This is a genomic window from Streptomonospora wellingtoniae (assembly GCF_031845375.1).
Taxonomy (GTDB): Bacteria; Actinomycetota; Actinomycetes; order Streptosporangiales; family Streptosporangiaceae; genus Streptomonospora; species Streptomonospora wellingtoniae.
Genome location: NZ_JAVREK010000004.1, coordinates 103,823 through 127,079 on the forward strand (window position 1 = coordinate 103,823; position 23,257 = coordinate 127,079).

Sequence of the window (23,257 nt, forward strand, 5' to 3'; positions counted from 1 at the left end):
GGTGGGGGACATCCGGGTGTTCGGGAGCGCTCCCATACAACTTCCTGGATACCCGCCGAAACCGGCGTGAAACACAGTGTTTCCGAACCTGTCGAGAGGCCTGCCGAAAACAGCCGGGCGCGCGGCTTCGACGCGCGCCCGGCTGATGCGTGCCCGAGGGCTTCCGCCCGCTCAGCGGACCAGGACGAACGCTTCCGGGTCGCGCGGTGGGCGGTCCGGGGGTAGCTCGGCCGCGTGCCCCACGGCCACCGCGCCCATCGGCTGCCAGTCGGGAGGCAGCCCCAGCACCGAGCGCACCACGTCGGGGCAGAACATCGTCGACGAGACCCACGCTGAACCCAGCCCTTCCATGGCCAGGCCCACCAGGAGGTTCTGCACGCCGGCCCCCGTGGCCACGAGGAACATCGACCGCTCGGCCGACGCTCTGCGCTCGTCGGGGTAGGGATGCGCGCCGTCGGCGACCATGCACGGCACCACCAGGTAGGGCGCGCGGCGCAGCACGTCGCCGCGGCGGGTGCGGCGCATGATCTGCTCCTCGCTGAAGCCGTCGCGCACGAGGTCGGCCACCCAGGCGGCGAGCATGTCGTCCAGCAGCCGGGTGCGCACCTGCGGCGACTCCACCAGCACGAAGCGCCACGGCGTGGTGTGGTGCGGCGCGGGCGCTGTGACCGCGGCGGCGACCGCTCGGCGCACCGCCTCGGGATCGACCGGGTCTGCGGTGAAGTCGCGGACCGTGCGGCGGGCGGGCACCACGTCGCGCGAGCCGTAGCGGAACATGTCCTCGTCCGCGGGCCGCACCAGCTCGGCGGCGCCCGGCCCGTTGTCGTCGGTGACCAGGTGCCCGAGCCCGCGCACCACCGCCACGGGTACGCCCGCGGCCTTGCCCTTCACGAGCTCGCCGGCGCCGGCGAGCTCGTCGGCGACGGCGAGCAGGGTCGACTCCAGCACGTTGCCGTAGCCGTCCCGGCCGCCGCGCAGGTCCCGTAGCGCGCCGATCCCCGCCGCGCCCACGGCCACGTCGGTCTGCCCGACGCGCCAGGGCCGCCCGAAAGTGTCGCTGAGTACTACGGCAGCGCGCACGCCCAGGCGTTCCCGCAGTCCGGCGCGGAGGGCGCGCGCCGAGGCGTCGGGGTCCTCGGGCAGCAGCAGCACGCGCCCCCGCTCGACGTTGGAGGCGTCCACACCCGCGGCCGCCATCACCAGCCCGGTGCGTGTCTGCACGATGCGGGTGGGTCCGCGGCGCGCCACGACGCGCTCGGTCTCGGCGTCGATAGCGGACTCGCGGTCGGTCTCGGCGATGCGCCCCTCGGCCTTGCTGACGATCTTGGACGTCACGACCAGCACGTCACCGTCGCGCAGGTCGGGCGCGGCCTCGGCGATCAGCGCCGCGAGGTCGTCGCCGGGGCCGACCTGCGGCAGGCCCGTGACGGCGAGGACGCTCAGCTCCTCGGCCGGTGCGTCGTTCATGCCGGGTGCTCCTTCAGCTCGGCCGCGAGGTCGAGGGCGGCCCGGGCGATCGCGGCCGTCGCCTCGGGGTCGCTCATGTACAGCGGCAGCGAGCGCACGGCGACTCCGCCCACGACCGCTCCCGCGTCGGCCTCGTCCACCAACCAGCCGTCGAGCAGTTCGGGCCCGTAGTGCTCGGCCACCGCCCGGGCGCTGGTCTCCACCCCGATCGCCTGCAGGCAGGCGTCGGCCATCCCGCGCACGGGTGCGCCGCCGATGATCGGGGAGACGCCCACCACGGTGGCGCGCTCCAGAGCCTCGCGGACGCCCGGCACGCTCAGCACCGAGCCGATGCTGACGACGGGGTTGGAGGGCGGCAGGAGAACGGCGTCGGCCTGCTCGATCGCCTCCAGCACGCCGGGCGCCGGCGTGGCGTCCTCGGCGCCCACGCCGACGATTTCGCGGGCGGGCAGCGAGGCGCGGTGCCGGATCCACCACTCCTGGAAGTGAACGGCGCGGCGACCGCCGGCCCCGTCGTCGAGGACCACGTGGGTCTCGACCCGGTCGTCGGTCATGGGCAGCATGCGCACGCCCGGGCGCCACCGGTCGCACAGCGCCTCGGTGACCGCAGAGAGCGGGTAGCCCGCGGCCATCATCTGCGCGCGGACGATGTGGGTGGCGACGTCCCGGTCGCCCAGACCGAACCAGGTGGGCTGAATCCCGTAGGCGGCGAGCTCCCCCTTGACGGTGAAGGACTCGTCGGCCCGCCCCCAGCCCCGCTCCTCGTCGATGCCTCCGCCCAGGGTGTACATCACAGTGTCCAGATCCGGACAGATCCGCAGTCCGAACAGGGTGATGTCGTCGCCTGTGTTTCCGATGACCGTGATCGCCGGTTCCTCGCCGACGGGATCGGAACCGACCCCGAGCTCCCTCTTCAGCCCGCGCAGGAACCGCGCGCCCCCGATACCGCCTGCCGGTACGACTATCCGCATGCGCCCAAGTCTGGCAGGCTGTTCCGGTGTATGTGCCATACTCTCCGCCGCCTGCGGGGAGCGGACGACCGAGGCGCACCGCGTCCCGGCCGGGCCGCGGGTGGCGAACGGCGGGCCCGCGGCGCAGGCGCCCCGAAGCAGGGCGGTGGCCCGAGGACGGCAGGCACACCCGGCACCATCCCGGACTCCGGTCCGGGCGCACCGGAGTCCGGACGCGCAGGTCCGCGTCCGGGGCGCGGAGCGGTGGTTCCGGCGCGACGACACCATAGGCTCGGGCCCGACCGGCGCGGCGCCCGTCCGCGGTGGCGACCCCCACAAAGCAGCGCTCCCCGGCCCGGCGACCGCACATCGCCGCCGGGCGGATCGGGCGTGACAATCCGTTGAAACGCGAAGCTTCCACCGGCGCGAGGGACGCGGCGGCGAAGCACCGGAGGGGAACCTCTCTTGAACAACGAAGCACTCAACCGCCTGCGGGTGCCCGCTGCCTGGGCGCTGCTCGGTGCTGTTGCCGCACACATGCTCGGCGGCGTCATCTTCGTCATGGGCCACGGAAGCACGTACGACGCCACGGCCGCCGCCAACTTCACCGCAGTGGGCACCGACCTGCTGCACGGCCCGCTGCTGGTGGGACTCCTCGCCGGTGCGGTCGCCCTGGTGGCCACCGCCCCCGTCAAGACGTCGGTGAACTTCCCCGTGGTGCTCACCGCCCTGATCATGACCGGCTTCGCAGCCCTGATGGGCGTCGTGGGCGTCGTGATGGGCTTCATCGACGCCAACGAGAGCGGTGAGATCGCCGACGGCTTCACCTCGTTCCTTTCGGTCGGCGGTCAGCTGGCCGTCACCGTCTTCGCCGGGCTGTTCATGCTGCGGGTGTTCGGCGACCACGAGCTGGTTCCGCGCTCGGCTCCCCCGCAGCAGGGCATGCCGATCGGCACCCCCGGGTTCCCGCCGCAGACCGGTGCGCAGCAGTCCTTCGCCCCGCAGACCGGCGGCCAGCAGCCGTTCGCCCAGCCCGGTTACTCCACCGGCGGCCAGGCCGCGTACCAGCCCCAGCCGCAGCAGGACTGGGCCGGCCAGCAGTCCTACGGGGGGGCACCCGCGCAGCCGGGCGCCTACGACCCCAACCAGCAGCAGACCTACGCGGGCGACCCGTCGACGGCCTACGGCTACGGTGCGCAGCAGCCGGCGGCCCAGCAGCCGTACGCCGCCGACCCGATCGCGGGGCAGGGCTACTCCCCGGACCCGATGGGCCAGTCGGCCTACGGCGCGCAGCAGGCATACGGCACCGACCCGACGGCGGGGCAGGGCTACTTCCCGGACCCGGCGGGCCAGCCGGCCTACGGTGCGGGCAGCGGGGGCCAGCAGTCCTACACCCCGACTTGGCAGGGCCAGGGGGCCGATGCCTACCCGCAGGCCGGCACCGGCCAGGACCCCTACCAGACCGCCCAGCCCGCCTACGGACAGACCGGCGGGCAGACCTCCTACGGCCAGGGCGCATACGGGCAGGGCTACCAGCCCGGCTACGACGCCTACGGCCAGCAGCCCTACGCCACCGGCAGCGGCGGCCAGTCCGTCTACGGGACGGGCGGCCAGTCGGCCTACGGCACGGGGGGCCAGTCCGCCTACGGGACGGGCGGCCAGTCGGCCTACGGCACCGGCAGCGGCGGCCAGCAGGCCTACGCCGGCGGCCTGCCCGGTTACAGCACGGGCGATCAGCAGCCCTATGCCGCGGGCACCGGCGGTCAGTCGGCCTACAGTTCGCCCTACGAGCCCGCGCAGTACGCGCCTCAGCCCGGCAGTGAGGGGGAGAAGGCGGCCCAGGACGCCATCCAGTACGGCTGGTACCAGCAGCCCGCCGAACAGCAGTCGGCCGAGCCGCGGCGCGACACCCCGATGGAGCCGTTCTTCACCGACGACACCGCCACCGACCAGACGGCGGCCATCGACCCCGTCTACGGCACGCCCTACGGCCAGCAGGGCGCCGATGGGACCGAGAACCAGGGGTGGTACCGAGACGACGACCGGCGCTGAGCCCGCGCCGCCGGCGCATTGCGCGCTCCGCAGCCCCCACAATTGCGTGGTAATCCGCTGAAGCCGACCCGCACGGGTAGACGCGCGATGGTCGTTTGTTACATGATATTCAGGGGATTACCACGCAGCGCGCTTGACGTATAGCGAGTCTCACGCGTGTAATTTCCAGGTGTGATTCCACCCTCCCGGGGGTCTAAAGGGAGGGTACATCTAGGGGGGCAATAGGAGGTGCGCATGAGCGAGGTCATCCCGCTGGCGCACGGTTCAGATGAAGATCTGGGCTGGCAGGAGCGCGCACTGTGCGCGCAGACCGACCCCGAGGCGTTCTTCCCCGAGAAGGGCGGCTCGACGCGCGAGGCGAAGAAGGTCTGCCTGTCTTGCGAGGTGCGGGCGGAGTGTCTGGAATATGCGCTGGAGCACGATGAGCGCTTCGGCATCTGGGGGGGACTCTCCGAACGCGAGCGGCGGCGGCTCAAGAAAGCGGCCGGCCAGGATTTCGATTTCCTCGCCGACATGCTGTGACCGCCTTCGGGATCGCTGAACGCGTGCCCTGGGTTTATACCCGGGGCACGCGTTTTTTATCCTCGTTTTACCGGACAGGTGCTAATGCGCAGCCCGTAGCGGAAGATATCGGCACGTAAGCGCCCGCAGGTGGCGTAAGGTGTTCTGCCGTCACCAGGCGACTCGACCGGTCGCTGCAACCCGACCTCGAACCCCCGAGAGCGAAGCCCAGCCGTGCTACCTCTGGACCCGGCTCGCCACATCGTCACAGCCGTCATCGTCACCCACGACGGCGCGCGCTGGCTGCCGGAGACGCTGGAAGCCGTCCGCGAGCAGTCACGGCCGGTGCAGCGTGTCATCGGTGTCGACACCGGCAGCCGCGATCGCAGCGGCCGCATCCTCGCCGACTTCATCGCGCCCGACGCCATCACCACGCTGGACCGCTCCACCGGATTCGGCGACGCCGTTCGGGCCGCCCTCGACCTGCGGCGCGCCCGCGCGGAGTTCCCCGGAGCCGCCCCCGACGCCACGGAATGGGTCTGGCTGGTCCACGACGACTGCACGCCCGACCCCGACGCGCTGCAGCATCTGCTCCTGGCCGCCAACGACGACCCCCGCGCCGCCGTGCTCGGGCCCAAGCTGTGCGACTGGTTCGACCGCCGCCTGCTCGTGGAGGCCGGGGTGACCATCGATGGCGCCGGGCGACGCGAGACCGGGCTGGAGTCGCGCGAGTTCGACCACGGTCAGCACGACGGCACCCGCGCGGTGCTGGCGGTCTCCAGCGCGGGCATGCTCGTCCGCCGCGACGTGTGGGACCAGCTCGACGGGTTCGACCGCGCCCTGCCCGTCTTCCGCGACGACATCGACTTCTGCTGGCGCGCCGGCAGCGCGGGCCACCGCGTCCTGATCGTCACCGACGCCGTCGCCTACCACGCCGAAGCCGCCGCCCGCCGGCGCAGGCGCATCAGCGCGGCCGCCGACCACCCCCGCCGCCTGGACCGCCGCAACGCGATCTTCGTGCTGCTGGCCAACCTGCCCGTGGGGGGCATGCTCGCCGCGTTCGTGCGCAACACCTTCGCGTCGCTGCTGCGGGTGCTGATGTACATCGCCGCCAAGCAGCCGGCCAACGCGTTCGACGAGGCCGTGGCCATCAGCGCCGTGTACCTGATGCCCTTCCGGCTCCTGCGCGCCCGCGTCCGGCGGCGCCGCAACCGCAAGCGCACCTACAGCGCCATCCGCCCGTTCCTCGCCCGCGGCGTGGCGCTGCGGCAGTTCACGGACGCGGTGTCGAACCTGGTCGCCGGAACGCCCGGACTGGACACCCCCGGCCGCCACCAGGCGGTCACCGCGCCGCCGCGTGACGACGAGGACCCGCTCGACGACGACCAGAGCATGCTGATGCGCGCCCTTCGCAGCCCCGGCGTGCTGCTGGTCGCGACCCTCGCCGTGGTCACCCTGGTCGCCGAGCGCTCCCTGCTGTTCGGAGCGGAGCTGTCGGGCGGCGCGCTGCCGCCCGTCACGGGCGGAGCCGCCGACCTGTGGAACCTCTACCTCACCGGACGCCCCGAGGTCGGCGCGGGCGCGGGTGCGCCGGCGCCGCCGTACGTCGGGGTGCTGGCGCTGCTGTCGACACTGCTGCTGGGCAAGCCGTGGCTGGCGGTCACCGTCATCGTTCTGGGCTGTGTTCCGCTCGCCGGGTTCACCGCCTACCTCCTCGCGCGGCGCGTGCTCGACTACCGCCCGGCCCAGGTGTGGATGGCCGGCTCCTACGCCCTGCTGCCCATGGCCACCGGAGCCGTGGCCCAAGGGCGGCTGGGTACGGCGGTGGTGCACGCGCTGCTGCCCGTGCTCGGCATCCTGCTCACCCGGCTGCTCACGCTGCCGCCGCGCCAGTCGCGCCGAACGGCGTGGGCGCTGGCCCTGTTCCTCGCGGCCGGCACCGCGTTCGTGCCGCTGCTGTGGCTGCTGGCACTGATCACCGGTGTGCTGGTGGCGGTCGCGTTCGGCCACTTGGGCCGCCGCCTCTACGGCAGTCTCTCCATCGCGCTGTGCGTGCCGCTGGTCCTGCTGCTGCCTTGGTCCGCGGAACTGTTCCTGCACCCCTCCCTGTGGCTCCTGGAGGCCGGGCTGCACCGTCCGGAGCTCTCCTCGCCGCCGCCCAGCGCCGAGCAGCTGCTCATGCTCTCTCCCGGCGGACCCGGGAGCCCGCCGGTGTGGGTCACCGCCGGCTTCCTCGCCGCCGCCCTGTTCGCGCTGCTGCTCCTGCGGTACCGCATGCAGATCGCCGTGGGCTGGAGCGTTGCGCTGTTCGGCATCCTCGTCGCGATCGTCATCAGCCGCGTGCCCGTCGAGCCCTGGTACGGCGGGCCCAGCGCGCCCGCATGGCCCGGCGTCGCGCTGGCCTTCGCCGCGACCGCGATGCTGCTGTCAGCGGCGACCACAGCCCGCTCCTTCGGCGTGATGTGGTCGATGGGCGGTCCGCGCCGCGCCTTCGTCGCCTGTGCCGCCGCCCTGGCCCTGACTACACCCGTGTGCGCCGCCGGCGTGTGGATGTGGAACGGCGCACAGGGGCCGCTGACCGGCCAGGGCGGTCCCGGGATCCCCGGCATGCTCAGTGCCGTCAGCTCCGACGCCCGCGACGCCCGCACCCTCGTGGTCTCGCCCGGGTCCGAGGGTCCGGTTCGCTACGCGGTGCTGCGCGGACGCGAGCCCCGCATCGGCGAGGGCCAGATCCCCGCTGCCGAGGGCATCGGCGACGCGCTGGACGCCACCGCGGCCGGACTGGTCGCCGGGCAGGGCGGCGACCAGGCGAAGGAGCTCGCCAGGTTGGGCATCGGGTACGTCCTCATGCCGCGCCCGCCGGAGTCGGACGATGCCTCGACCACCCCCGTCGACACGCTCGACGGCGTACCGGGCGTCTCCCGGGTCCTGATGACCGAGCGGTTCGGCCTGTGGCGGCTGGACGAGCCCACCGGGCGGCTGCAGGTCGCCGGCGACGGCGAGCCCGTCGTGCTCCAGCGGCGCGGCGAGGGCGCCTACCGGGTCCCCTCCGGCTCCGGCGGGCGGACCCTGGTTCTCGCCGAGCCCGCCGGGACGGGCTGGAGCGCCACCCTCGACGGCGAGGCGCTGGCGGCCGGCGAGAACCGCAGCGGACTGACGACCTTCGAGCTGCCCGCCGCCGGCGGACCGCTCCGCCTGGACAAGAGCGACCCGCTGCGCTGGACGTGGCTGGCCGCCCAGGGCGGCCTGCTGGTTATGGTGGCCGTCTTCGCGCTGCCCGGTGTGCGCACCGAGGAGGACCTGCGCGAGGAGGAGGCCCAGCCGGCCCCCCGGCCGCGCCGGCCGGCCCTGGCCGGGCTGCGCGGCTCCGCCGGCACCCGCTCGGCCACCCGCGGCCACCGGGCCCGCGGGACGCGCCGAGCCGGCGGGCGGGGCACGGAGAGGGCGGGCGGCGCCGACAGCGCCGGAAGCGAGGGGAGCGACCAGTGAGGCTGATCGTCGAGAACCGCTTCGCGCTGCTGGGGCTGGTGCTGATCGCGCTGACCGCGCTGTTCGGTGTGGCCTCCGCCACTCGCACGGTAGGCGCCGCTCCCGGGGGCGCGGAGTCCCCGGACACCGCGCCCGTGCAGTCGTCGATGCGGATGTGCCCCCCGCCGCAGGGCGACGACCGCGCCTCGCAGGCGGCGGCGTTCGCGGTCGGCCCCGACGGAGGCAGCGGCGGCGGAGAGCTTTCGGCCGCCGAGAACTCCGCGGACACCCCCGAGGTGGGCGAGCCCGCCGAGGCCGGGCAGCTGTGGATCGCCGACACCGGCGGCTCCGAGCGGCACACCGTCGTCTCGGCCCGGGGCGCCGCAGCAGCGGGCCTGGAGGTCGCCCAGACCACCGTCGGCGAGGACGGCGCCTACGCCACCGAGGTCCGCTGCCCCCGGCCGGGCATCAGCACCTGGTTCGCCGCACCGGGCGGTACGGAGCTGGAGGAGCTGCGCCTGCTGCTGGCCAACCCCGACGGCGACCAGGCGACCGCCAACGTCGACGTCTACATCGCCGACGGCCCGGTCTACTCGGAGGAGACCCGCGGCATCGCCGTCGACCCGCACGGCGGCACCGAGGTGGAGCTGACCGACCTGGTCCAGGGCAGCCGGACCGCCGTGGTGCACGTGCGTACGAATTCCGGGCGGGTCGCGGCCTCACTGTTCGCCGACCGCGGCGGCACCGGGCAGGACTGGGTGCCGCCGACGGCCGAGCCCGCCGCGACCCACGTCATCCCGGCCGTCCCGCCGGGCGGAGGCACCAAGCACCTGCTCGTCGCCGCCCCCGGCGACAGCGCCGTCACCGCCCAGGTGCGCCTGTACACCGACGAAGGGCGGGTCGAGCACAAGAGCCTCGCCGACCTGAGCGTCCCGCCGGCCGCCGGCGCCTTCCTCAGCCTGGAGGGCCTGCTGGGAGACAAGGCGGCCACCGCAGTGGTGGAGGCCGACGGCCCGATCGTGGCGGGGGTGGCGACCGTGCGCGACGACGGCGACGACACCGCCTACTCGGCCGCCGCCGAACCGCTGCAGGGCCCGCTCGACGGCAGGGCGGTGGTGCCCGCGAACCCCGAGGGGACCTCCTCGCGCCTGGTCTTCACCGCGCTGGAGGGGCCGGCCACGGCCGTCGTGACGCCCGTGGCCGAGGACGGCTCCGCCGACGGCGAGGCGGTCCGCACGGAGATCGGCGCGGATCGCACGGCCACGGCCGAACTCCCCGCGCCCGACGGCGCCCACGCCTTCACCGTGCGGATCCAGGGGGACGTCCCCGCCTACGCCGGACGGGTGCTCACCCAGGAGAGCGGCGGCGACACCGCGACATCCGTCCAGCCGCTGGTGCCGGCGCCCGACGAGGTGGCGCTGCCGGCGGTGGAGGACTCTCTCACGGCGATCGTGGAGTAGTCGGCCTGTCGGCGCCGCTTCCCGCTGATTCCACGGAGCCCGGCCGGCGGTGCGCACGCGCGTAGGGCCGCGGGGGCGGTGATCCGGAGCGGCCGGGCCCGGACACCGGGAGGACATGCGAGCGGCGCGGTGCCATCATTGCCCCGCGGGCCGGGGCGCGCGGGCGCCGGGGGGCGGGCCCGCGGGTCCGAGGGAGCCCCATGCGATACAACGGCTACGAGCAGGCGGGCGAGGCGCGAGAGCGCTACGCCGGCACCTACGACACCGCCTTCGCGGCGGCGCGCTGGCTGCGCGGGCGCTACGCCGAGTACCAGCGGGGAGTCGCCAGCCAGTCGGTGCCGGTCATCCGCGAGTGGTTCGCCGAGATCCGACTGGGTAACGGCGAGCCGGTCACCTGGGAGTGCCGCACATCCGACGGGCGGTGGGTGGCGCTGTCCGTGGTGCCCGACAGCCGGTCCTGAGGCGCCCGGCGCGCGCGGTCAGGTCTCGGGGTCGACGGTCTCCGGCTCCAGCCCGAGCAGGTTGGCGACCTCCTCGACCACGCTGTCGTAGACGAGCAGGGCCATCTCGTCGGGCTCGCGCGTGCGGATCTCGACCGGCCTGCGGTAGACGATGATGCGCGCCTGCCCGTTCTTGGCGGTCTCCAGTCGCGAGAAGGGGATGCCGTCCTCGGCCGTGACCCCGCGGGGAACCCGGGGGACGTCCTCGACCAGGAACTCCACGTTGGCGAGCTCTCGCGCCCAGTGGCGCTCCAGCCGCTCCACGGCATCGAGGACCAGGTCGTCGAAAACATGCGCCCGGCTGCGGCTCATGGGGAGCTCAGGCGGCGCCAGGGGTCCGCGGACCCCCCGCCCGCGCCGGTCTCGGCGTCGTACTCGGTCGGCTTGAGCCCTATCAAGGTGCACTCGTCGCACGGTTCGAGAGTATGCCATCCGCCGCCCGGATGCAGCCCCCGCGGGCCGACACACGCGCGGTTCCCGGCTTCCCGGAAGGCCGGGCACAGCGGGGCGATGCTGGCGTGCGGCGTCGGAAGGGCATAAAGTCGGTCCTCGTGAGCGTCGGACGATGCTGCTCGCGCACGGCGTGCCGGCAGCCCGCAGTCTTCACGCTCACTTATGTTTACGCCGATTCCACCGCCGTGCTCGGTCCCCTCGCCGCCTACGCCGAGCCGCACTGCTACGACCTGTGCGCCATGCACGCCGAGCGGCTCACCGCGCCCCGCGGCTGGGAGGTCGTGCGGCTGCCCGCCGACACCTCCGGCGCCGGCCCCGGCAGCGACGACCTGGAGGCGCTCGCCGACGCCGTACGCGAGGCGGCCCGCCCGCCGGCCGCCGGCAGTCCCGTGGGCCAGGGCGTCGAGACCAACAGGCGCGGCCACCTCCGGGTGGTCAAGTCCGAGTCCCAGCAGCACGATCCCCCCTCGCCGCAGCGCTCGGCCCGGCCCGGCCGCGACGCCTGACCCCGCGGCCCGGCACGCGCCCGCATCCCCCGCCCCCTTGGTAACTTGGGACCGACGTGGACGGTGCCCGCCCGCGGCCGCCCCGGCGGCGCGGCGGAGGCCGAAAGCCCCGATCACTACCGAATCCGGAGCAGCGTGTGGGTGACCTAGGCGACATCTTCAAGGCCTACGACGTGCGGGGCGTCTTTCCCGACACCCTCGACGCCGCCACGGCGCGCGCGATCGGCGCGGCCTTCGCGCGCACGGTCGGCGGTCCGTCGGCGGTGGTGGCCTACGACATGCGGCCCTCCTCGCCCGAGCTGGCCGCCGCCTTCGCCGAAGGCGTGACGGGTCAGGGCGTCGACGCGGTCATGGCCGGGCTGGGCTCGACCGACATGCTCTACTTCGCGGCCGGCCGGCTCGACATGCCCGGCGCCATGTTCACCGCCAGTCACAACCCCGCCCAGTACAACGGCATCAAGATGTGCCGGGCCGGCGCGGCACCGGTCGGCTCAGAGAGCGGACTGGCCGAGATCCGCGCGCTGGCCGAGCGAGGCGTGCCCGAGGCCGAGGGCGCCCGCGGCTCCGTCACCGAGCGCGACCTGCTCACCGACTACGCCCGCTACCTGCGCACCCTGGTCGACCTGTCCGGTGTCAGGCCGCTGCGGGTCGTGGTCGACGCGGGCAACGGGATGGGCGGCTACACCGTGCCCGCCGTACTGGGCCCCGATCGCCTGGGCGAGCTGCCTCTGGCGATCGACCCGCTGTACTTCGAACTGGACGGCACCTTCCCCAACCACCCCGCCAACCCGCTCGACTACGACAACCTCGTCGACCTGCAGGCCCGGGTGCGCGAGACCGGCGCGGACATCGGGCTGGCCTTCGACGGCGACGCCGACCGGTGCTTCGTGGTCGACGAGCGCGGCGAGCCCGTGCCGCCGTCGGCCATCACCGCGCTGGTCGCGGTACAGGAGCTGGCCAAGGAGCCGGGTTCGTCGATCATCCACAACCTGATCACCTCCCAGTCGGTGCCCGAGATCGTGCGCGAGCACGGCGGCGAGCCGGTGCGCACGCGGGTGGGCCACTCCTTCATCAAGGAGACGATGGCCGAGACGGGGGCGATCTTCGGCGGCGAGCACTCCGCCCACTACTACTTCCGCGACTTCTGGCGCGCCGACACCGGTATGCTCGCGGCGATGCACGTGCTGCGCGTGCTCGGGTCCGACCCCCGCCCGCTGTCGGAGATCACCGCCGAGTACACCCGCTACGCGGCCTCGGGCGAAATCAACTCCGAGGTCGCCGACCAGCAGGGGCGCATGCAGGCCGTAGAGCAGGCCTACGGCGGTGCCGCGGAGGTCGACCACCTCGACGGCCTTTCGGTCAGCCTGGCCGATGGCTCCTGGTTCAACCTGCGCGCATCCAACACCGAGCCGCTGCTGCGGCTGAACGTCGAGGCCGCCGACTCCGCGGCGATGGCGAAGCTGCGCGACGACGTGCTCGCCATCGTGCGCGCCTGAGCCGGCGCCCGGCGCACCACGACCACCTGACGGGAAGACGGCGATGACCGCGAAGATCGACGACTGGCTGCTGGAGATCCTGGCCTGCCCCAAGAGCAAGGCGCCGCTGCGGCTCGACGAGGAGGCCGGCGAACTGGTCTGCGACGAGAGCGGCCTGGCCTACCCCATCCGCGACGGCATCCCGGTGCTGCTGGTCGACGAGGCCCGCGCCATCGGCTGAGGAGGTTCGCCGCGTCTGCCGGCGCGGTCCGCCCGCACCACCGCGAAAGGAACCGATGCTGCGGGAACCCGACGAGGAGCGGTTGGACGATCCCCGAGTCGGCGCCGAGGCGCTGCGTGCGACGGCGTCGGCGGCGGCGCGGCTCCGGGCGGCGCGCGGGGCGGCGGCCGAGGCCCCGCTCGACGCGCTGTCCCGCGAGGGGCGGCCGCGCTCGCTCGTCGTCGTGGGCGCCGGTGCGGCCGGCCTCGCGGGCGAGGTGCTGGCGGCCGTACTCGGGCCGGGCTGTCCCATCCCCGTCGTGACGGTGCGGGACTACCGGCTGCCCGGCTGGGTGGGCGGCCACGACCTCGTCGTGGCCGCCGCGTCCACAATCGGCCAGATTCCCGAATGGGTGCGCGAGTGCGCCGCCGAGGCGGTGCGGCGCGGCTGCCGGTTCCTCGCGGCGGGGCCGCGCGGCAATCCGCTCGCCGCCGTCGCCGAGCAGGCCCGCGCGCCCGCGGTGACGCTTCCTCAGGTCGGAGGGCCTCCCGACGCGGTCTGGGAGCCGGCCGCCGCCCTGCTGGCGGCGGCCGAGAGCATCGGCCTCACCGCTCCGCCCGACGCCGCCTATGAGGCTGCCGCCGCGCGCCTGGAACAGGCCGCCGCCGACTACGGTCCGACCGTCGAGACCTGGGAGAACGAGGCCAAGACCGCCGCGCTGGAAATCGCCGGCAGCGTTCCGCTGGTGTGCGGGGCCACCCCCGCTGCCGCCGCCGCTGCGGGCTATCTGGCCTCCCGGAGCGCCTCGGTGGCCGGTTATCCTGCGGTCTGCGGCCGGGCGCCCGGACTGCTCGACGGCCCGATCGCCGTCGTGGACGGGCCGTTCGGCGGCACCGGTCCGCGGTCCATCTTCGACGACCCGGTGGAGGGCGGCGCCGTGTCGGTCCGGCTGGTCCTGCTGCGCGACCCGGAGGAGGAGCCGGCGGCCGCGCGCGACCTGGACGCCGCCGCCGATGCGGCCCGCGAGCGGGGAGTCGGCGTGACCGAATTCTCCGCTTCCGAAGCGGGTGCATTGGAACGGATTGCCGGTTTGATCGCTCTAATCGATTACGTCACTGTGTATGTAGCCCTCGCCTATGGCGCGGAGCCCCCAACCCATACGCTGGTCGTGCGCTAGCGCCAGCCACGGCCGCATCTGGAGGACATCGATGCCCGGTCCCGAGTCGCTGTCGCCGAACGACCCCGCCTCGTTCGGTGGCTACAGCGTGGTCGGACGCCTCGGGAAAGGCGGCCAGGGTGTTGTCTACCTCGGCCGCGACGCGGAGGGCGACGAGTTCGCCATCAAGGTCCTCAACGACCAGTGGTCCCAGGACGACGATCTCCGCAAGCGCTTCGCCAAGGAGGTGCGCGCGGCGCAGAAGGTGGCCTCGTTCTGCACCGCCGCCATCCACGACGCCCAGCTCGACGAGGACCCGCCCTACGTCGTCTCCGAGTACGTGCCCGGCAGGTCGCTGCAGGAGGTGGTCGCCGACAAGGGGCCGCACAAGGGCGCGGCGCTGCAGCGCCTCGCGGTCTCGACCGCGACCGCACTCGTCGCCATCCACCAGGCCGGCATCGTGCACCGCGACTTCAAGCCCGGCAACGTGCTGCTTGGCCCGGACGGCCCGCGGGTCATCGACTTCGGGATCGCGCGCGTCTCCGACGGCACGGCGACCATGACCAACTCGATCGTGGGAACGCCGTCCTACATGGCGCCCGAGCAGATCGAGGGCAAGGCGATCACCGAGAAGGTCGACGTCTTCGCGTGGGGCTGCGTGATGGCGTTCGCCTCCACCGGCAGCGCCCCCTTCGGCAGCGACAGCGTCCCCGCCGTCGTTCACCGCGTGGTCAGCGCGCCGCCCAGCCTGAGCGGGCTGCCCGACTGGCTGCTGGGCATCGTCCAGAGCTGCCTGGACAAGGACCCCGCCCGCCGGCCCTCCGCACAGGAGCTGCTGATGCGGCTGCTCGGTCACGAGAGCGCCGTCTCGACCGACGACGCCGTCAAGGAGGGCGAGCGCATCGCCGAGGGGCCGCTCAGCGGTCCGCAGACGCCGATGCCCGGTCCCGGCGTCCCGCCCGTGCAGGGCGGCCCGGCCACGCCGGCGCCCAGCGGGCCGCAGACGCCCCACCCGGGCGGCTACGGCGGCCAGGGCGGCGCAATGGGCCCCCCGCCGAACGCTCCGCCGGCCACGGGCCCCCAGCAGGGCGGCTTCCCGCCGCGCCAGCCGATGGCTCCGGGGCCGCAGATGCCCGGCCCCAACCCCAATCCGAACATGACCGGCGGCCCGCCGCCCGGCCCGCCGCCGACCGGCCCCAACACCATGTACGGCAACCGCGGCATGCCGACCCAGCCGCCCCCGAACATGGGCCGGCAGCGCCCGGGCATGGCGCAGCAGCAGCGGGCCGACGACCCGATCCTGTCGCAGGGATGGGTGGTGCCGGCGGTGCTGATCGCCATCATCATCTTGCTGCTGGTGCTGTTCCTGGTGGCGCTGAGCGGCTAGCGCCTGCATCCCCGAATCCCGTTGATCTTGTAGCTATCGTGAAGGAAAACGATTTCCAGTGACGATGGCTACAAGATCAACGGTGCTGTGCTGGGCGCCGGTGCGGTCAGTAGCGGGCGGTGCGGGCCAGCTGGCCGATGGAGCGCGAGAGCACGTCGTCGACGAAGGCCTCCACCTCGGGCCAGCGGTCGTCGGCGGCGTCGGTGGGCACCAGCGTCACGCAGTCGGCGCATCCGGGTTCCAGGACGTCCATCGCGCCGTCTTCGGCGTTCAGCCGCCCGTCGGCCGTCACGGCGAGCACGCCGGTGGCCGAGGAGCCCACTTCCTGGACGAACACGGTCAGACGAAGGACGCCGTCGGCCAGGTCCACGTCGAGCGAGGCGTGCCACTCGTTCGCGCCGGGGCTGAACAGCGCGCGCCGGGCGGAGTCGCGGCCGCGCTCGGCGGTCGCGGGAGCGACCGCGGTGCGGGTGGCGGTTGCGGAGTCGTCGGCCCGACTCGCGGGTGACGGCTCGGGCTGCGCGCCGGAGGGGCCGCCGCCCTCGGTGCCGCTCGGTGTGGCGAAGGCGGGGCCGCCCGTCGAGCTGCTCACCACGGACCGGCATGCGGGGTCGAGTTCACGCAGGACCAGCTGTAGCGGCGCGCAGCGCAGGCGCAGGTGGTCGACGATCCGGCGGTGGACCGCGGCGGCCAGGCGGCCGCTCTCGCCGCGGCGGGCGGCGGGAACGCGCGGGGGGCGGCTCAGCTCGGAGCGCAGCGCGGCGGTCTCCAGGTCGGCCAGCAGCAGTACCAGCGGAGTGAGCCGGTCGCCCTCGGGACCGGACTCCGTGCTGAGGGCGGCGGCGGGTGCGCGGCCGGGGCCCGGCTCACCGCCCGGGACGGGCGCGGCTGCGGGGACGTCGGGGGTTTCGCCTGCCGCGACGGGCCAGGGCAGGGCGCTCCCGCCCGCGGCGGAGCGCGGCGGAAGGTCGAGCGGGCAGCGGCTGTCGATCGCGGGCGGCGGGAGATCGGAGCGGATCAGCGAGAGCGAGGCCAGCCACCACGGCAGCGGGCGCAGGTGCGCGGGCGGGTCCGGCGGGGCCGGCCGGTCCCCGGCGACTCCGGCGGGGCCTCCGGTCGCAGCGGGGTGCGCCGAGCCGGTCGCCAGCGCCTCGGTGCAGGTAGCGAACAGGTGCGCCGCGCGGATCACCGGATGGGTCTCGACGGACGCGGCCTCGGCCAGCAGCGCGCCCACGCCTTCAGGGGCGGGCAGCGGCGGGCCGAAGTCCGGTGCCCCGCGCGCCAGCGCCTCGAAGTAGTCCGGGGTCAGGCGGACACCGGAACGGCAGTCCTCGGCCGCGGCCAGGAACGCGTCCTCCTCGGCGGCGATGGCGTCGGAGGCGGCGGAGTCCTGGCCCGCCAGCAGCCGCAGCCCCTCGATTCGCCGGCGGGCGCGGCGCCGGTCGACCGCCGGGTCGTCGGTCCGGTCGCCGTAGCGCCGGTTGTCGGCCCACACCTCGCGCAGCCGGTCGAGGTCGCCGAGCCTCCTGCGCACGGCGTAGGGGAAGCGCTCCGGGGCAAGGGCGCCGGCGCGTCGTCGGGTGTCCACGCTGTCACCGTAGCCAGCGGCACGGCCGATAAAACCCGGCATGTGATGATCCTTCCAGGGATTGCGGAGATCGGACCGGGGCCCGCGCAAGCTAAGGATCCGGCCTCGAATCGGCCAACACAGAGCGAACACGCCGATCCCGGGACGGGCGGACCGATAATCTTCCACCGAGACGCACCGGTCCCGACCTCCCGCGATCCTCTGCCGCGCGGGTCCCTGCGGCGTGGGCCGGGCAACCGGAGGCGTACTCCCCGCGTCCTCGATTTCGTCACCTTCGCGCGTCGGCGGTGCTGGGCCGCCGATCCCGCCGCGCGTTCGCCTGCCCCGGCACGGACCGTGAAAGGAGTGGCCGCTCCCGTGCAGACGTCATCGGGCTCCGCTGGGCAGCCCCAGAAGCCTTCGGGCGCCGCCGAGCGCGGCGCGGGCACCGGCCGGGAATCCGGCTCCGGATTCCGCCCCGAGCTCCAGGGGCTGCGTGCCGTCGCGGTGCTGCTCGTGGCCGTCTACCACATCTGGCTGGGCCGGGTATCCGGCGGCGTGGACGTGTTCCTGCTGCTCACCGGCTTCTTGATCACGGGCTCGCTGCTGCGCACCGTGGAGCGGCGCGGCCGCGTCGGCTACGCCGCGTTCTGGTCCCGGCTGGTAAAGCGGCTCTTTCCCGGCGCGGCGGCGGCCCTGGCCGGCATCCTCGTGGCGAGCTACCTGTTCCTGCCCACGACGGCCTGGCGCGACGCGATCTCGGGGACGATCGCGTCGGCGCTGTACTTCCAGAACTGGCATCTGGCGCTGAACTCTGTGGACTACCTCGCCCAGAACAGCGGGGCGGGACCGGCCCAGCACTTCTGGTCGCTGTCGGTTCAGGGGCAGTTCTACCTGGCGTGGCCCCTTCTCATCACGGCGGCAGCCGCCCTGGCACGAGCGGCCGGATGGCCGCTGCGGAGCGTCGCGGCAGCGGCACTCGCCCTGGTCTTCACCGCCTCGCTGGCCTACTCCGCGGCCGTCACGGCCACCGACCAGCCCTGGGCCTACTTCGACACCGGTGCCCGCCTGTGGGAGCTTGCGCTGGGCGGACTGCTCGCCCTCGCCCTGCCCCACCTGCGCCTGCGTCTCCTGCCGCGCATCCTGCTGGGCTGGACCGGGCTCGTGGCCCTGGTCTCCTGCGGCCTCCTGGTGAACGTCTCCACGCTGTTCCCCGGCTATATCGCGCTGTGGCCCACCCTCGCCGCCGTCGCCGTGATCGTCGCGGGCAGCACCGGCTCGCCCCTGGCCGCCGACCGGCTGCTCAACCTGCGGCCGCTGCACTACATCGGAGACCACGCCTACGCGCTCTACCTCTGGCACTGGCCGGTGCTGGTCTGCTACCTGGCGGTCACCGACCGCACCCAGCCCAGCCTGACCGGCGGCTGCCTGGTGCTGGCGGTGTCGATGGCGCTGGCGGTCGCGACGCGGTGGGTCGGCGAGGACGGGGTCGACGCGTTCACCCGCGCCCGCCCGGGACGGCTCTGGTCGGTGTCGGTGGGCGCGGCCTTCCTCGTCCCGGTGCTGGCCGCCTCGGGCGTATGGTCGGGCTATCTCACCCACCAGCAGCGCCAGCAGGAGTTGGCCGCCACGGGGGGCCAGGCCGCCGACTACCCGGGCGCGGCCGCCCTGGCCGCGCCCGCCACCGCACCGGACCAGACCCCGGACGCACCCGTCTACCCCGCCCCCGCCAACGCCGCCGAGGACGTGCCTCTCACCTACGCCGACGGCTGCAACCAGGGGATCCCGGAGTCCGAGGTACTCACCTGCGCCTACGGATCCCAGGACCCGGCCCGCACGATCGCCCTGGTCGGCGCCTCCCACGCCGCGCACTGGTTCCCGGCGCTGCACGAGATCGCCCGGGAGAAGCACTGGCGCGTCGTCAACATCATCAAGGGCTCGTGCCTGTTCACGGCCGCCGAACAGCTGCGCCACGGGCAGGCCTACGAGTCGTGTGCGGTGTGGAACTCCGGTGTCATGGCCGAGCTCGCCGACCTGCGCCCCGACGCCGTGTTCACCACGGCGACACGCACCAACCTCGACCCCGGGTCAGGACCCGTGGGGGAGTCGGTCGTCGAGGGCTACGTGTCGCGCTGGCGCGAGCTGGACGCCATGGGCATCGACGTGATCGCCGTGCGCGACACCCCGCGGCTGGACTTCAGCGCCCCCGACTGCCTGGCCGAGAACCGCCCCGAGGACTGCGTCGGCCAGCGCCACCGGTCCATGGCGCGCACCTCCCCGCTGGAGAGGATCGCGGACCTGCCCGGCAACGTCGCCTACATCGATCTCACCGACCTGCTCTGCCGTGGCGACCGATGCCCGACGGTGATCGGCAACATTCTCGTCTACTGGGACCGCGCCCACATCACCGCCACCTACATGCGCTCACTCGCCCCCGTCCTGAGTGACCGGATCGAGGCCGCCGGCGACCTGTGACGGGCGCCCCCGCCCGAGGGCGGCGCCGCTCATCGCCCGGTCGGACGTCCGCCGCCGGGCTGCTCCCTGTGCTGGAGGAGGCGCAGCGCCTTCTGCTTTTCGAAGTCCATGGCGCGGGCCGGCGCGGGCGCCAGGCGGCCGACGCGCTCGCCGAAGGAGCGGACCCGGGCGAGGATCGCCGGCTCCGCGAGGACGCGCAGCGCGAAGGCGAGCGCGGCCGGCGGGATGCCGTAGGCGCGTTCCAGCTCCAAGCCGGCCGACACCGCGGCGAGGTCGTTCTCGCTGAAGCGCCGGTGGCGGTGGCCGCGGCCGGTGGGCTGCTCCTTGGTCGGGGGGACCAGGCCCAGCGCCTCGCGGTAGCGCAGCATCCGGGCGGTCGTGCCCAGGCGTTCCGCGGCGGCCGAGATCGGCATCCCCGGAGGGGTCTCGGACGGGCCGCCCGAAGGCCGCCGGGGTGCCGGTCCGCCCTCCGCCTGACCCTGAACGTGAGGGGAGTCACCCCGCTCCTCGGATCGGCCGGGGCCGATCGGTCCGAAGCGCGTGGAATGGGAGGTTGTCGCGCGATCGTCTGGGTGCGCCATGGGCAGTAACTGTAGTCCTTCGCAGCGTTTCGCGGCAGCGAATCTGACACTAGGGCGTCAAATTCTCTCCGATGGTCGTGCTTCGGTCGGGCATGCCGTCCTAGACTCGGTGCGCATCCACCCAGGAGGAGTAAAGACGCATGTCCTTCGACTACAAAGTCGCTGACCTGTCCCTCGCCGAGTTCGGGCGCAAGGAGATCCGGCTCGCCGAGCACGAGATGCCCGGCCTCATGGCCACCCGCGCCGAGTACGGTGCCTCTCAGCCGCTCAAGGGCGCGAAGATCATGGGCTCCCTGCACATGACCGTGCAGACCGCCGTCCTCATCGAGACCCTCGTCGCGCTCGGCGCGGAGGTCCGCTGGGTCAGCTGCAACATCTTCTCCACCCAGGACCACGCCGCCGCCGCTGCGGTGGTCGGCCCCAACGGCACCCCGGACAACCCCCAGGGCGTGCCGGTCTACGCCTGGAAGGGCGAGACCCTCGAAGAGTACTGGTGGTGCACCGAGCAGGCGCTGACCTGGCCCGGTGGCGAAGGCCCCAACATGATCCTGGACGACGGCGGCGACGCCACCATGCTCGTCCACAAGGGTGCCGAGTTCGAGAAGGCCGGCGCCGTGCCCTCGCCCAGCGAGGACGACGCCGAGGAGTTCAAGGTCTTCCTGAACCTCCTCAAGAAGAGCGTCGCCGACGATCCGCAGAAGTGGACCCGTGCCGCCTCGCGCATCAAGGGCGTCACCGAGGAGACCACGACCGGTGTGCACCGCCTCTACGAGATGCACCGCGACGGCAAGCTGCTCTTCCCGGCGATCAACGTCAACGACTCGGTCACCAAGAGCAAGTTCGACAACAAGTACGGCATCCGCCACTCGCTGCCGGACGGCATCATGCGGGCCACCGACGTGCTGATCGGCGGCAAGATCGCGCTGGTCGCCGGCTACGGCGACGTCGGCAAGGGCTCCGCCGACGCGCTGCGCGGCCAGGGCGCCCGCGTGGTCGTCACCGAGATCGACCCGATCAACGCCCTCCAGGCCGCCATGGACGGCTACGAGGTCGCCCGGGTCGAGGACTACATCGAGACCGCCGACATCTTCATCACCACCACCGGCAACTTCGACATCTTCACCGCCGACCACATGAAGCGGATGAAGCACCAGGCCATCGTCGGCAACGTGGGCCACTTCGACAACGAGATCGACATGGCCGGCCTGGAGAAGACCCAGGGCATCAAGAAGACCGAGATCAAGCCGCAGGTCCACGAGTACGCGTTCCCCGACGGCCACACCATCCTGGTGCTGTCGGAGGGCCGCCTGCTCAACCTGGGCAACGCCACCGGTCACCCCAGCTTCGTGATGTCCAACAGCTTCACGAACCAGACGATCGCCCAGATCGAGCTGTTCACCAAGACCGCCGAGTACCCGCTCGACGTCTACACGCTGCCCAAGCTCCTGGACGAGAAGGTCGCCCGGCTGCACCTGGACGCCCTCGGCGTGCGCCTGACCGAGCTCACCAAGGAGCAGGCCGCCTACATCGGCGTCGACGTGGCCGGCCCCTACAAGCCCGACCACTACCGCTACTAAAAGCGGTACGGGCTACACGGGATCTGGGACACTCCCCGGATGGCATTCCCAGACAGTGACGTCGCGGACCTCGGCCTGGCCCAGGCCGGGGTCCGCCGCGTCGAATGGGCCGAGCGCGCGATGCCGGTGCTGCGCAAAGTGCACGACCGCTTCGCCGCGGACCGGCCGATGGCGGGCATGCGCGTCGCCGCGTGCATGCACGTCACGGCCGAGACCGCCAACCTGCTGCGGGCGCTCAGCGGCGGCGGCGCCGAGATCGCGCTCGCGGCGTCCAACCCCCTGTCCACACAGGACGACACCGCGGCGGCCCTGGTCGCCGAGTACGGGATCTCGGTCTACGCGCGGGCGGGCATCGACCCCGCCTCCTACGACCGCAACCTGGCCACCGTCCTGGAGCGCCGCCCGCACCTGCTGCTGGACGACGGGTGCGACCTGGTCAACCTCGCCCACATGGAGCGCCCGGAGCTGCTCGACGAGGCCCTGGGCGGCTGCGAGCAGACCACCACGGGCGTCATCCGGCTGCGGCGGATGCGCGCCGACGGCGCGCTGAAGCTGCCCATGGTCGCGGTCAACGACACCGCCACCAAGCGGATGTTCGACAACCGCTACGGCACCGGCCAGTCCACCCTCGACGGCATCATGCGCGCCACCAACGCGATGATCGCCGGCCGCACCGTCGTCGTGGCCGGGTTCGGCTACTGCGGCCGCGGCCTCGCCGAGCGCGCCCGCGGGATGGGCGCGCGCGTCGTCGTCACCGAGGTCGATCCGGTGAAAGCGCTGGACGCGGTGATGCAGGGCTACACGGTGCTGCCCATGGACGAGGCCGCGCCCATCGGCGACGTGCTGGTCACGGTCACCGGAAACCGCGACGTGGTCCGTGCCGAGCACCTCGCCTCGCTCAAGGACGGTGCGGTGCTGGCCAATTCGGGCCACTTCGACGTCGAGATCGACCTGCCCGCCCTCGAAGCGATGTCCGTGGACATCCGCCGGGAGGTGCGCCCGCAGGCCGACGAGTACGTGCTGGCCGACGGCCGCCGGATCGTGCTGCTGGCCGAGGGGCGCCTGGTCAACCTCGGCGCCGCCGAGGGCCACCCCGCCGCGGTGATGGACATGTCCTTCTCGGTGCAGGCGCTGACGGTGGCCTGGCTGGCTCGCAACGCCGCCGACCTGCAGCCCGGCGTCCTGGAGGTGCCGGGAGGCATCGACACCGAGGTGGCGCGCCTGGAGCTGGAGGCCCTGGGTGTGGGCGTCGACCGACTGACCCCCGAGCAGGAGGACTACCTCAACTCCTGGCAGGAGTGAGGCCGCAGCAGGCGCCGCGCGGCTGCACCCGGCCGCTGCGCTAGCCCGGCCCGCGCCCTCCGTCCGGTGCGCCGCGGTGGTCCGCGCCCGGCGCCTGCGACGGGTACCCGCCGTCCTGTGGCTGCGCCTGCGGTCCTCCCGGACCCGCGGGCGCGGCGCC

General features: G+C 73.5%; 18 protein-coding genes. 13 read left to right on the top strand and 5 right to left on the bottom strand.

The window, feature by feature from the left end; genetic code table 11:
• Positions 1-171: 171 nt before the first annotated feature.
• Positions 172-1,467 carry a coenzyme F420-0:L-glutamate ligase gene (locus tag RM446_RS05585; protein ID WP_311544033.1) on the bottom strand — a complete coding sequence of 432 codons (1,296 nt, stop codon included), beginning with the start codon at positions 1,465-1,467 and terminating at the stop codon, positions 172-174.
• On the bottom strand, positions 1,464-2,438 hold the full coding sequence (gene cofD, locus RM446_RS05590; RefSeq protein WP_311544034.1) for a 2-phospho-L-lactate transferase: 975 nt from the start codon (positions 2,436-2,438) through the stop codon (positions 1,464-1,466). Before cofD ends, RM446_RS05585 begins: the two co-directional genes overlap by 4 nt.
• 444 nt (positions 2,439-2,882) lie before the next feature.
• Between cofD and RM446_RS05595 the strand changes: the two genes are divergently transcribed.
• The 5 genes from RM446_RS05595 to RM446_RS05615 all read left to right on the top strand — a co-directional run bounded on the left by RM446_RS05595 (position 2,883) and on the right by RM446_RS05615 (position 10,359).
• Positions 2,883-4,469 (top strand): mediator complex subunit 15 domain-containing protein, encoded by a 1,587-nt coding sequence (locus RM446_RS05595; protein ID WP_311544035.1) that lies wholly within the window; start codon positions 2,883-2,885, stop codon positions 4,467-4,469.
• Positions 4,470-4,703: 234 nt separating this feature from the next.
• A complete protein-coding gene (locus tag RM446_RS05600; protein WP_311544036.1) occupies positions 4,704-4,991 on the top strand; it encodes a WhiB family transcriptional regulator in 288 nt (95 codons plus the stop codon).
• Positions 4,992-5,204: 213 nt separating this feature from the next.
• Positions 5,205-8,459 carry a glycosyltransferase family 2 protein gene (locus tag RM446_RS05605; protein ID WP_311544037.1) on the top strand — a complete coding sequence of 1,085 codons (3,255 nt, stop codon included), beginning with the start codon at positions 5,205-5,207 and terminating at the stop codon, positions 8,457-8,459.
• Positions 8,456-9,898: a DUF5719 family protein gene (locus tag RM446_RS05610; protein WP_311544038.1), complete on the top strand. Its 1,443-nt coding sequence runs from the start codon at positions 8,456-8,458 to the stop codon at positions 9,896-9,898. Before RM446_RS05605 ends, RM446_RS05610 begins: the two co-directional genes overlap by 4 nt.
• A 200-nt stretch (positions 9,899-10,098) precedes the next feature.
• On the top strand, positions 10,099-10,359 hold the full coding sequence (locus tag RM446_RS05615) for a hypothetical protein (protein ID WP_311544039.1): 261 nt from the start codon (positions 10,099-10,101) through the stop codon (positions 10,357-10,359).
• Between the two features lie 18 nt (positions 10,360-10,377).
• Here the strand turns inward: RM446_RS05615 and RM446_RS05620 are convergent, their stop codons facing one another.
• On the bottom strand, positions 10,378-10,830 hold the full coding sequence (locus tag RM446_RS05620) for a metallopeptidase family protein (protein ID WP_311544040.1): 453 nt from the start codon (positions 10,828-10,830) through the stop codon (positions 10,378-10,380).
• 119 nt (positions 10,831-10,949) lie between these two features.
• Between RM446_RS05620 and RM446_RS05625 the strand changes: the two genes are divergently transcribed.
• The 5 genes from RM446_RS05625 (at position 10,950) to RM446_RS05645 (ending at position 15,595) form a co-directional block, all read left to right on the top strand.
• Positions 10,950-11,357 (top strand): DUF3499 domain-containing protein, encoded by a 408-nt coding sequence (locus tag RM446_RS05625; protein ID WP_311544041.1) that lies wholly within the window; start codon positions 10,950-10,952, stop codon positions 11,355-11,357.
• Positions 11,358-11,494: 137 nt separating this feature from the next.
• Positions 11,495-12,853, top strand: coding sequence for a phosphomannomutase/phosphoglucomutase (locus RM446_RS05630; RefSeq protein ID WP_311544042.1), 1,359 nt, complete (start codon positions 11,495-11,497; stop codon positions 12,851-12,853).
• Positions 12,854-12,896: 43 nt separating this feature from the next.
• The gene (locus RM446_RS05635; RefSeq protein ID WP_155998242.1) at positions 12,897-13,073 is read left to right on the top strand and encodes a Trm112 family protein; all 177 of its coding nucleotides are present in this window, start codon (positions 12,897-12,899) and stop codon (positions 13,071-13,073) included.
• A gap of 55 nt (positions 13,074-13,128) precedes the next feature.
• A complete protein-coding gene (locus RM446_RS05640) occupies positions 13,129-14,229 on the top strand; it encodes an SIS domain-containing protein (RefSeq protein WP_311544043.1) in 1,101 nt (366 codons plus the stop codon).
• Between the two features lie 31 nt (positions 14,230-14,260).
• Positions 14,261-15,595 (top strand): serine/threonine-protein kinase, encoded by a 1,335-nt coding sequence (locus RM446_RS05645; RefSeq protein ID WP_311544044.1) that lies wholly within the window; start codon positions 14,261-14,263, stop codon positions 15,593-15,595.
• 106 nt (positions 15,596-15,701) lie between these two features.
• Here the strand turns inward: RM446_RS05645 and RM446_RS05650 are convergent, their stop codons facing one another.
• Entirely contained in the window at positions 15,702-17,183 is a 1,482-nt protein-coding gene (locus RM446_RS05650) for a hypothetical protein (protein WP_311544045.1), read from the bottom strand.
• 357 nt (positions 17,184-17,540) lie between these two features.
• Here RM446_RS05650 and RM446_RS05655 point away from each other — a divergent pair, with 357 nt between their 5' ends.
• Complete coding sequence (locus tag RM446_RS05655; protein WP_311544046.1) at positions 17,541-19,637, top strand: acyltransferase family protein; 2,097 nt, start codon at positions 17,541-17,543, stop codon at positions 19,635-19,637.
• A 29-nt stretch (positions 19,638-19,666) separates the two neighbouring features.
• Here RM446_RS05655 and RM446_RS05660 read toward each other — a convergent pair whose 3' ends face one another.
• Entirely contained in the window at positions 19,667-20,050 is a 384-nt protein-coding gene (locus RM446_RS05660) for a MerR family transcriptional regulator (protein ID WP_311544047.1), read from the bottom strand.
• 308 nt (positions 20,051-20,358) lie between these two features.
• On the opposite strand from RM446_RS05660, the gene ahcY (RM446_RS05665) reads away from it, so the two are divergent.
• Both ahcY (RM446_RS05665) and ahcY (RM446_RS05670) read left to right on the top strand, forming a co-directional pair.
• Complete coding sequence (gene ahcY / locus RM446_RS05665; RefSeq protein ID WP_311544048.1) at positions 20,359-21,795, top strand: adenosylhomocysteinase; 1,437 nt, start codon at positions 20,359-20,361, stop codon at positions 21,793-21,795.
• A gap of 39 nt (positions 21,796-21,834) precedes the next feature.
• Complete coding sequence (gene ahcY, locus RM446_RS05670) at positions 21,835-23,097, top strand: adenosylhomocysteinase (RefSeq protein WP_311544049.1); 1,263 nt, start codon at positions 21,835-21,837, stop codon at positions 23,095-23,097.
• Positions 23,098-23,257 lie beyond the last annotated feature (160 nt).

Bases quoted from the DNA above. Each gene is read 5' to 3' on its own strand.
- RM446_RS05585 (WP_311544033.1), bottom strand. From the start codon at position 1,467: ATGAACGACGCACCGGCCGAGGAGCTGAGCGTCCTCGCCGTCACGGGC.
- ahcY (WP_311544049.1), top strand. From the start codon at position 21,835: ATGGCATTCCCAGACAGTGACGTCGCGGACCTCGGCCTGGCCCAGGCC.
- cofD (WP_311544034.1), bottom strand. From the start codon at position 2,438: ATGCGGATAGTCGTACCGGCAGGCGGTATCGGGGGCGCGCGGTTCCTG.
- ahcY (WP_311544048.1), top strand. From the start codon at position 20,359: ATGTCCTTCGACTACAAAGTCGCTGACCTGTCCCTCGCCGAGTTCGGG.
- RM446_RS05645 (WP_311544044.1), top strand. From the start codon at position 14,261: ATGCCCGGTCCCGAGTCGCTGTCGCCGAACGACCCCGCCTCGTTCGGT.
- RM446_RS05600 (WP_311544036.1), top strand. From the start codon at position 4,704: ATGAGCGAGGTCATCCCGCTGGCGCACGGTTCAGATGAAGATCTGGGC.
- RM446_RS05640 (WP_311544043.1), top strand. From the start codon at position 13,129: ATGCTGCGGGAACCCGACGAGGAGCGGTTGGACGATCCCCGAGTCGGC.
- RM446_RS05615 (WP_311544039.1), top strand. From the start codon at position 10,099: ATGCGATACAACGGCTACGAGCAGGCGGGCGAGGCGCGAGAGCGCTAC.
- RM446_RS05620 (WP_311544040.1), bottom strand. From the start codon at position 10,830: ATGGCATACTCTCGAACCGTGCGACGAGTGCACCTTGATAGGGCTCAA.
- RM446_RS05635 (WP_155998242.1), top strand. From the start codon at position 12,897: ATGACCGCGAAGATCGACGACTGGCTGCTGGAGATCCTGGCCTGCCCC.
- RM446_RS05660 (WP_311544047.1), bottom strand. From the start codon at position 20,050: ATGCCGATCTCGGCCGCCGCGGAACGCCTGGGCACGACCGCCCGGATG.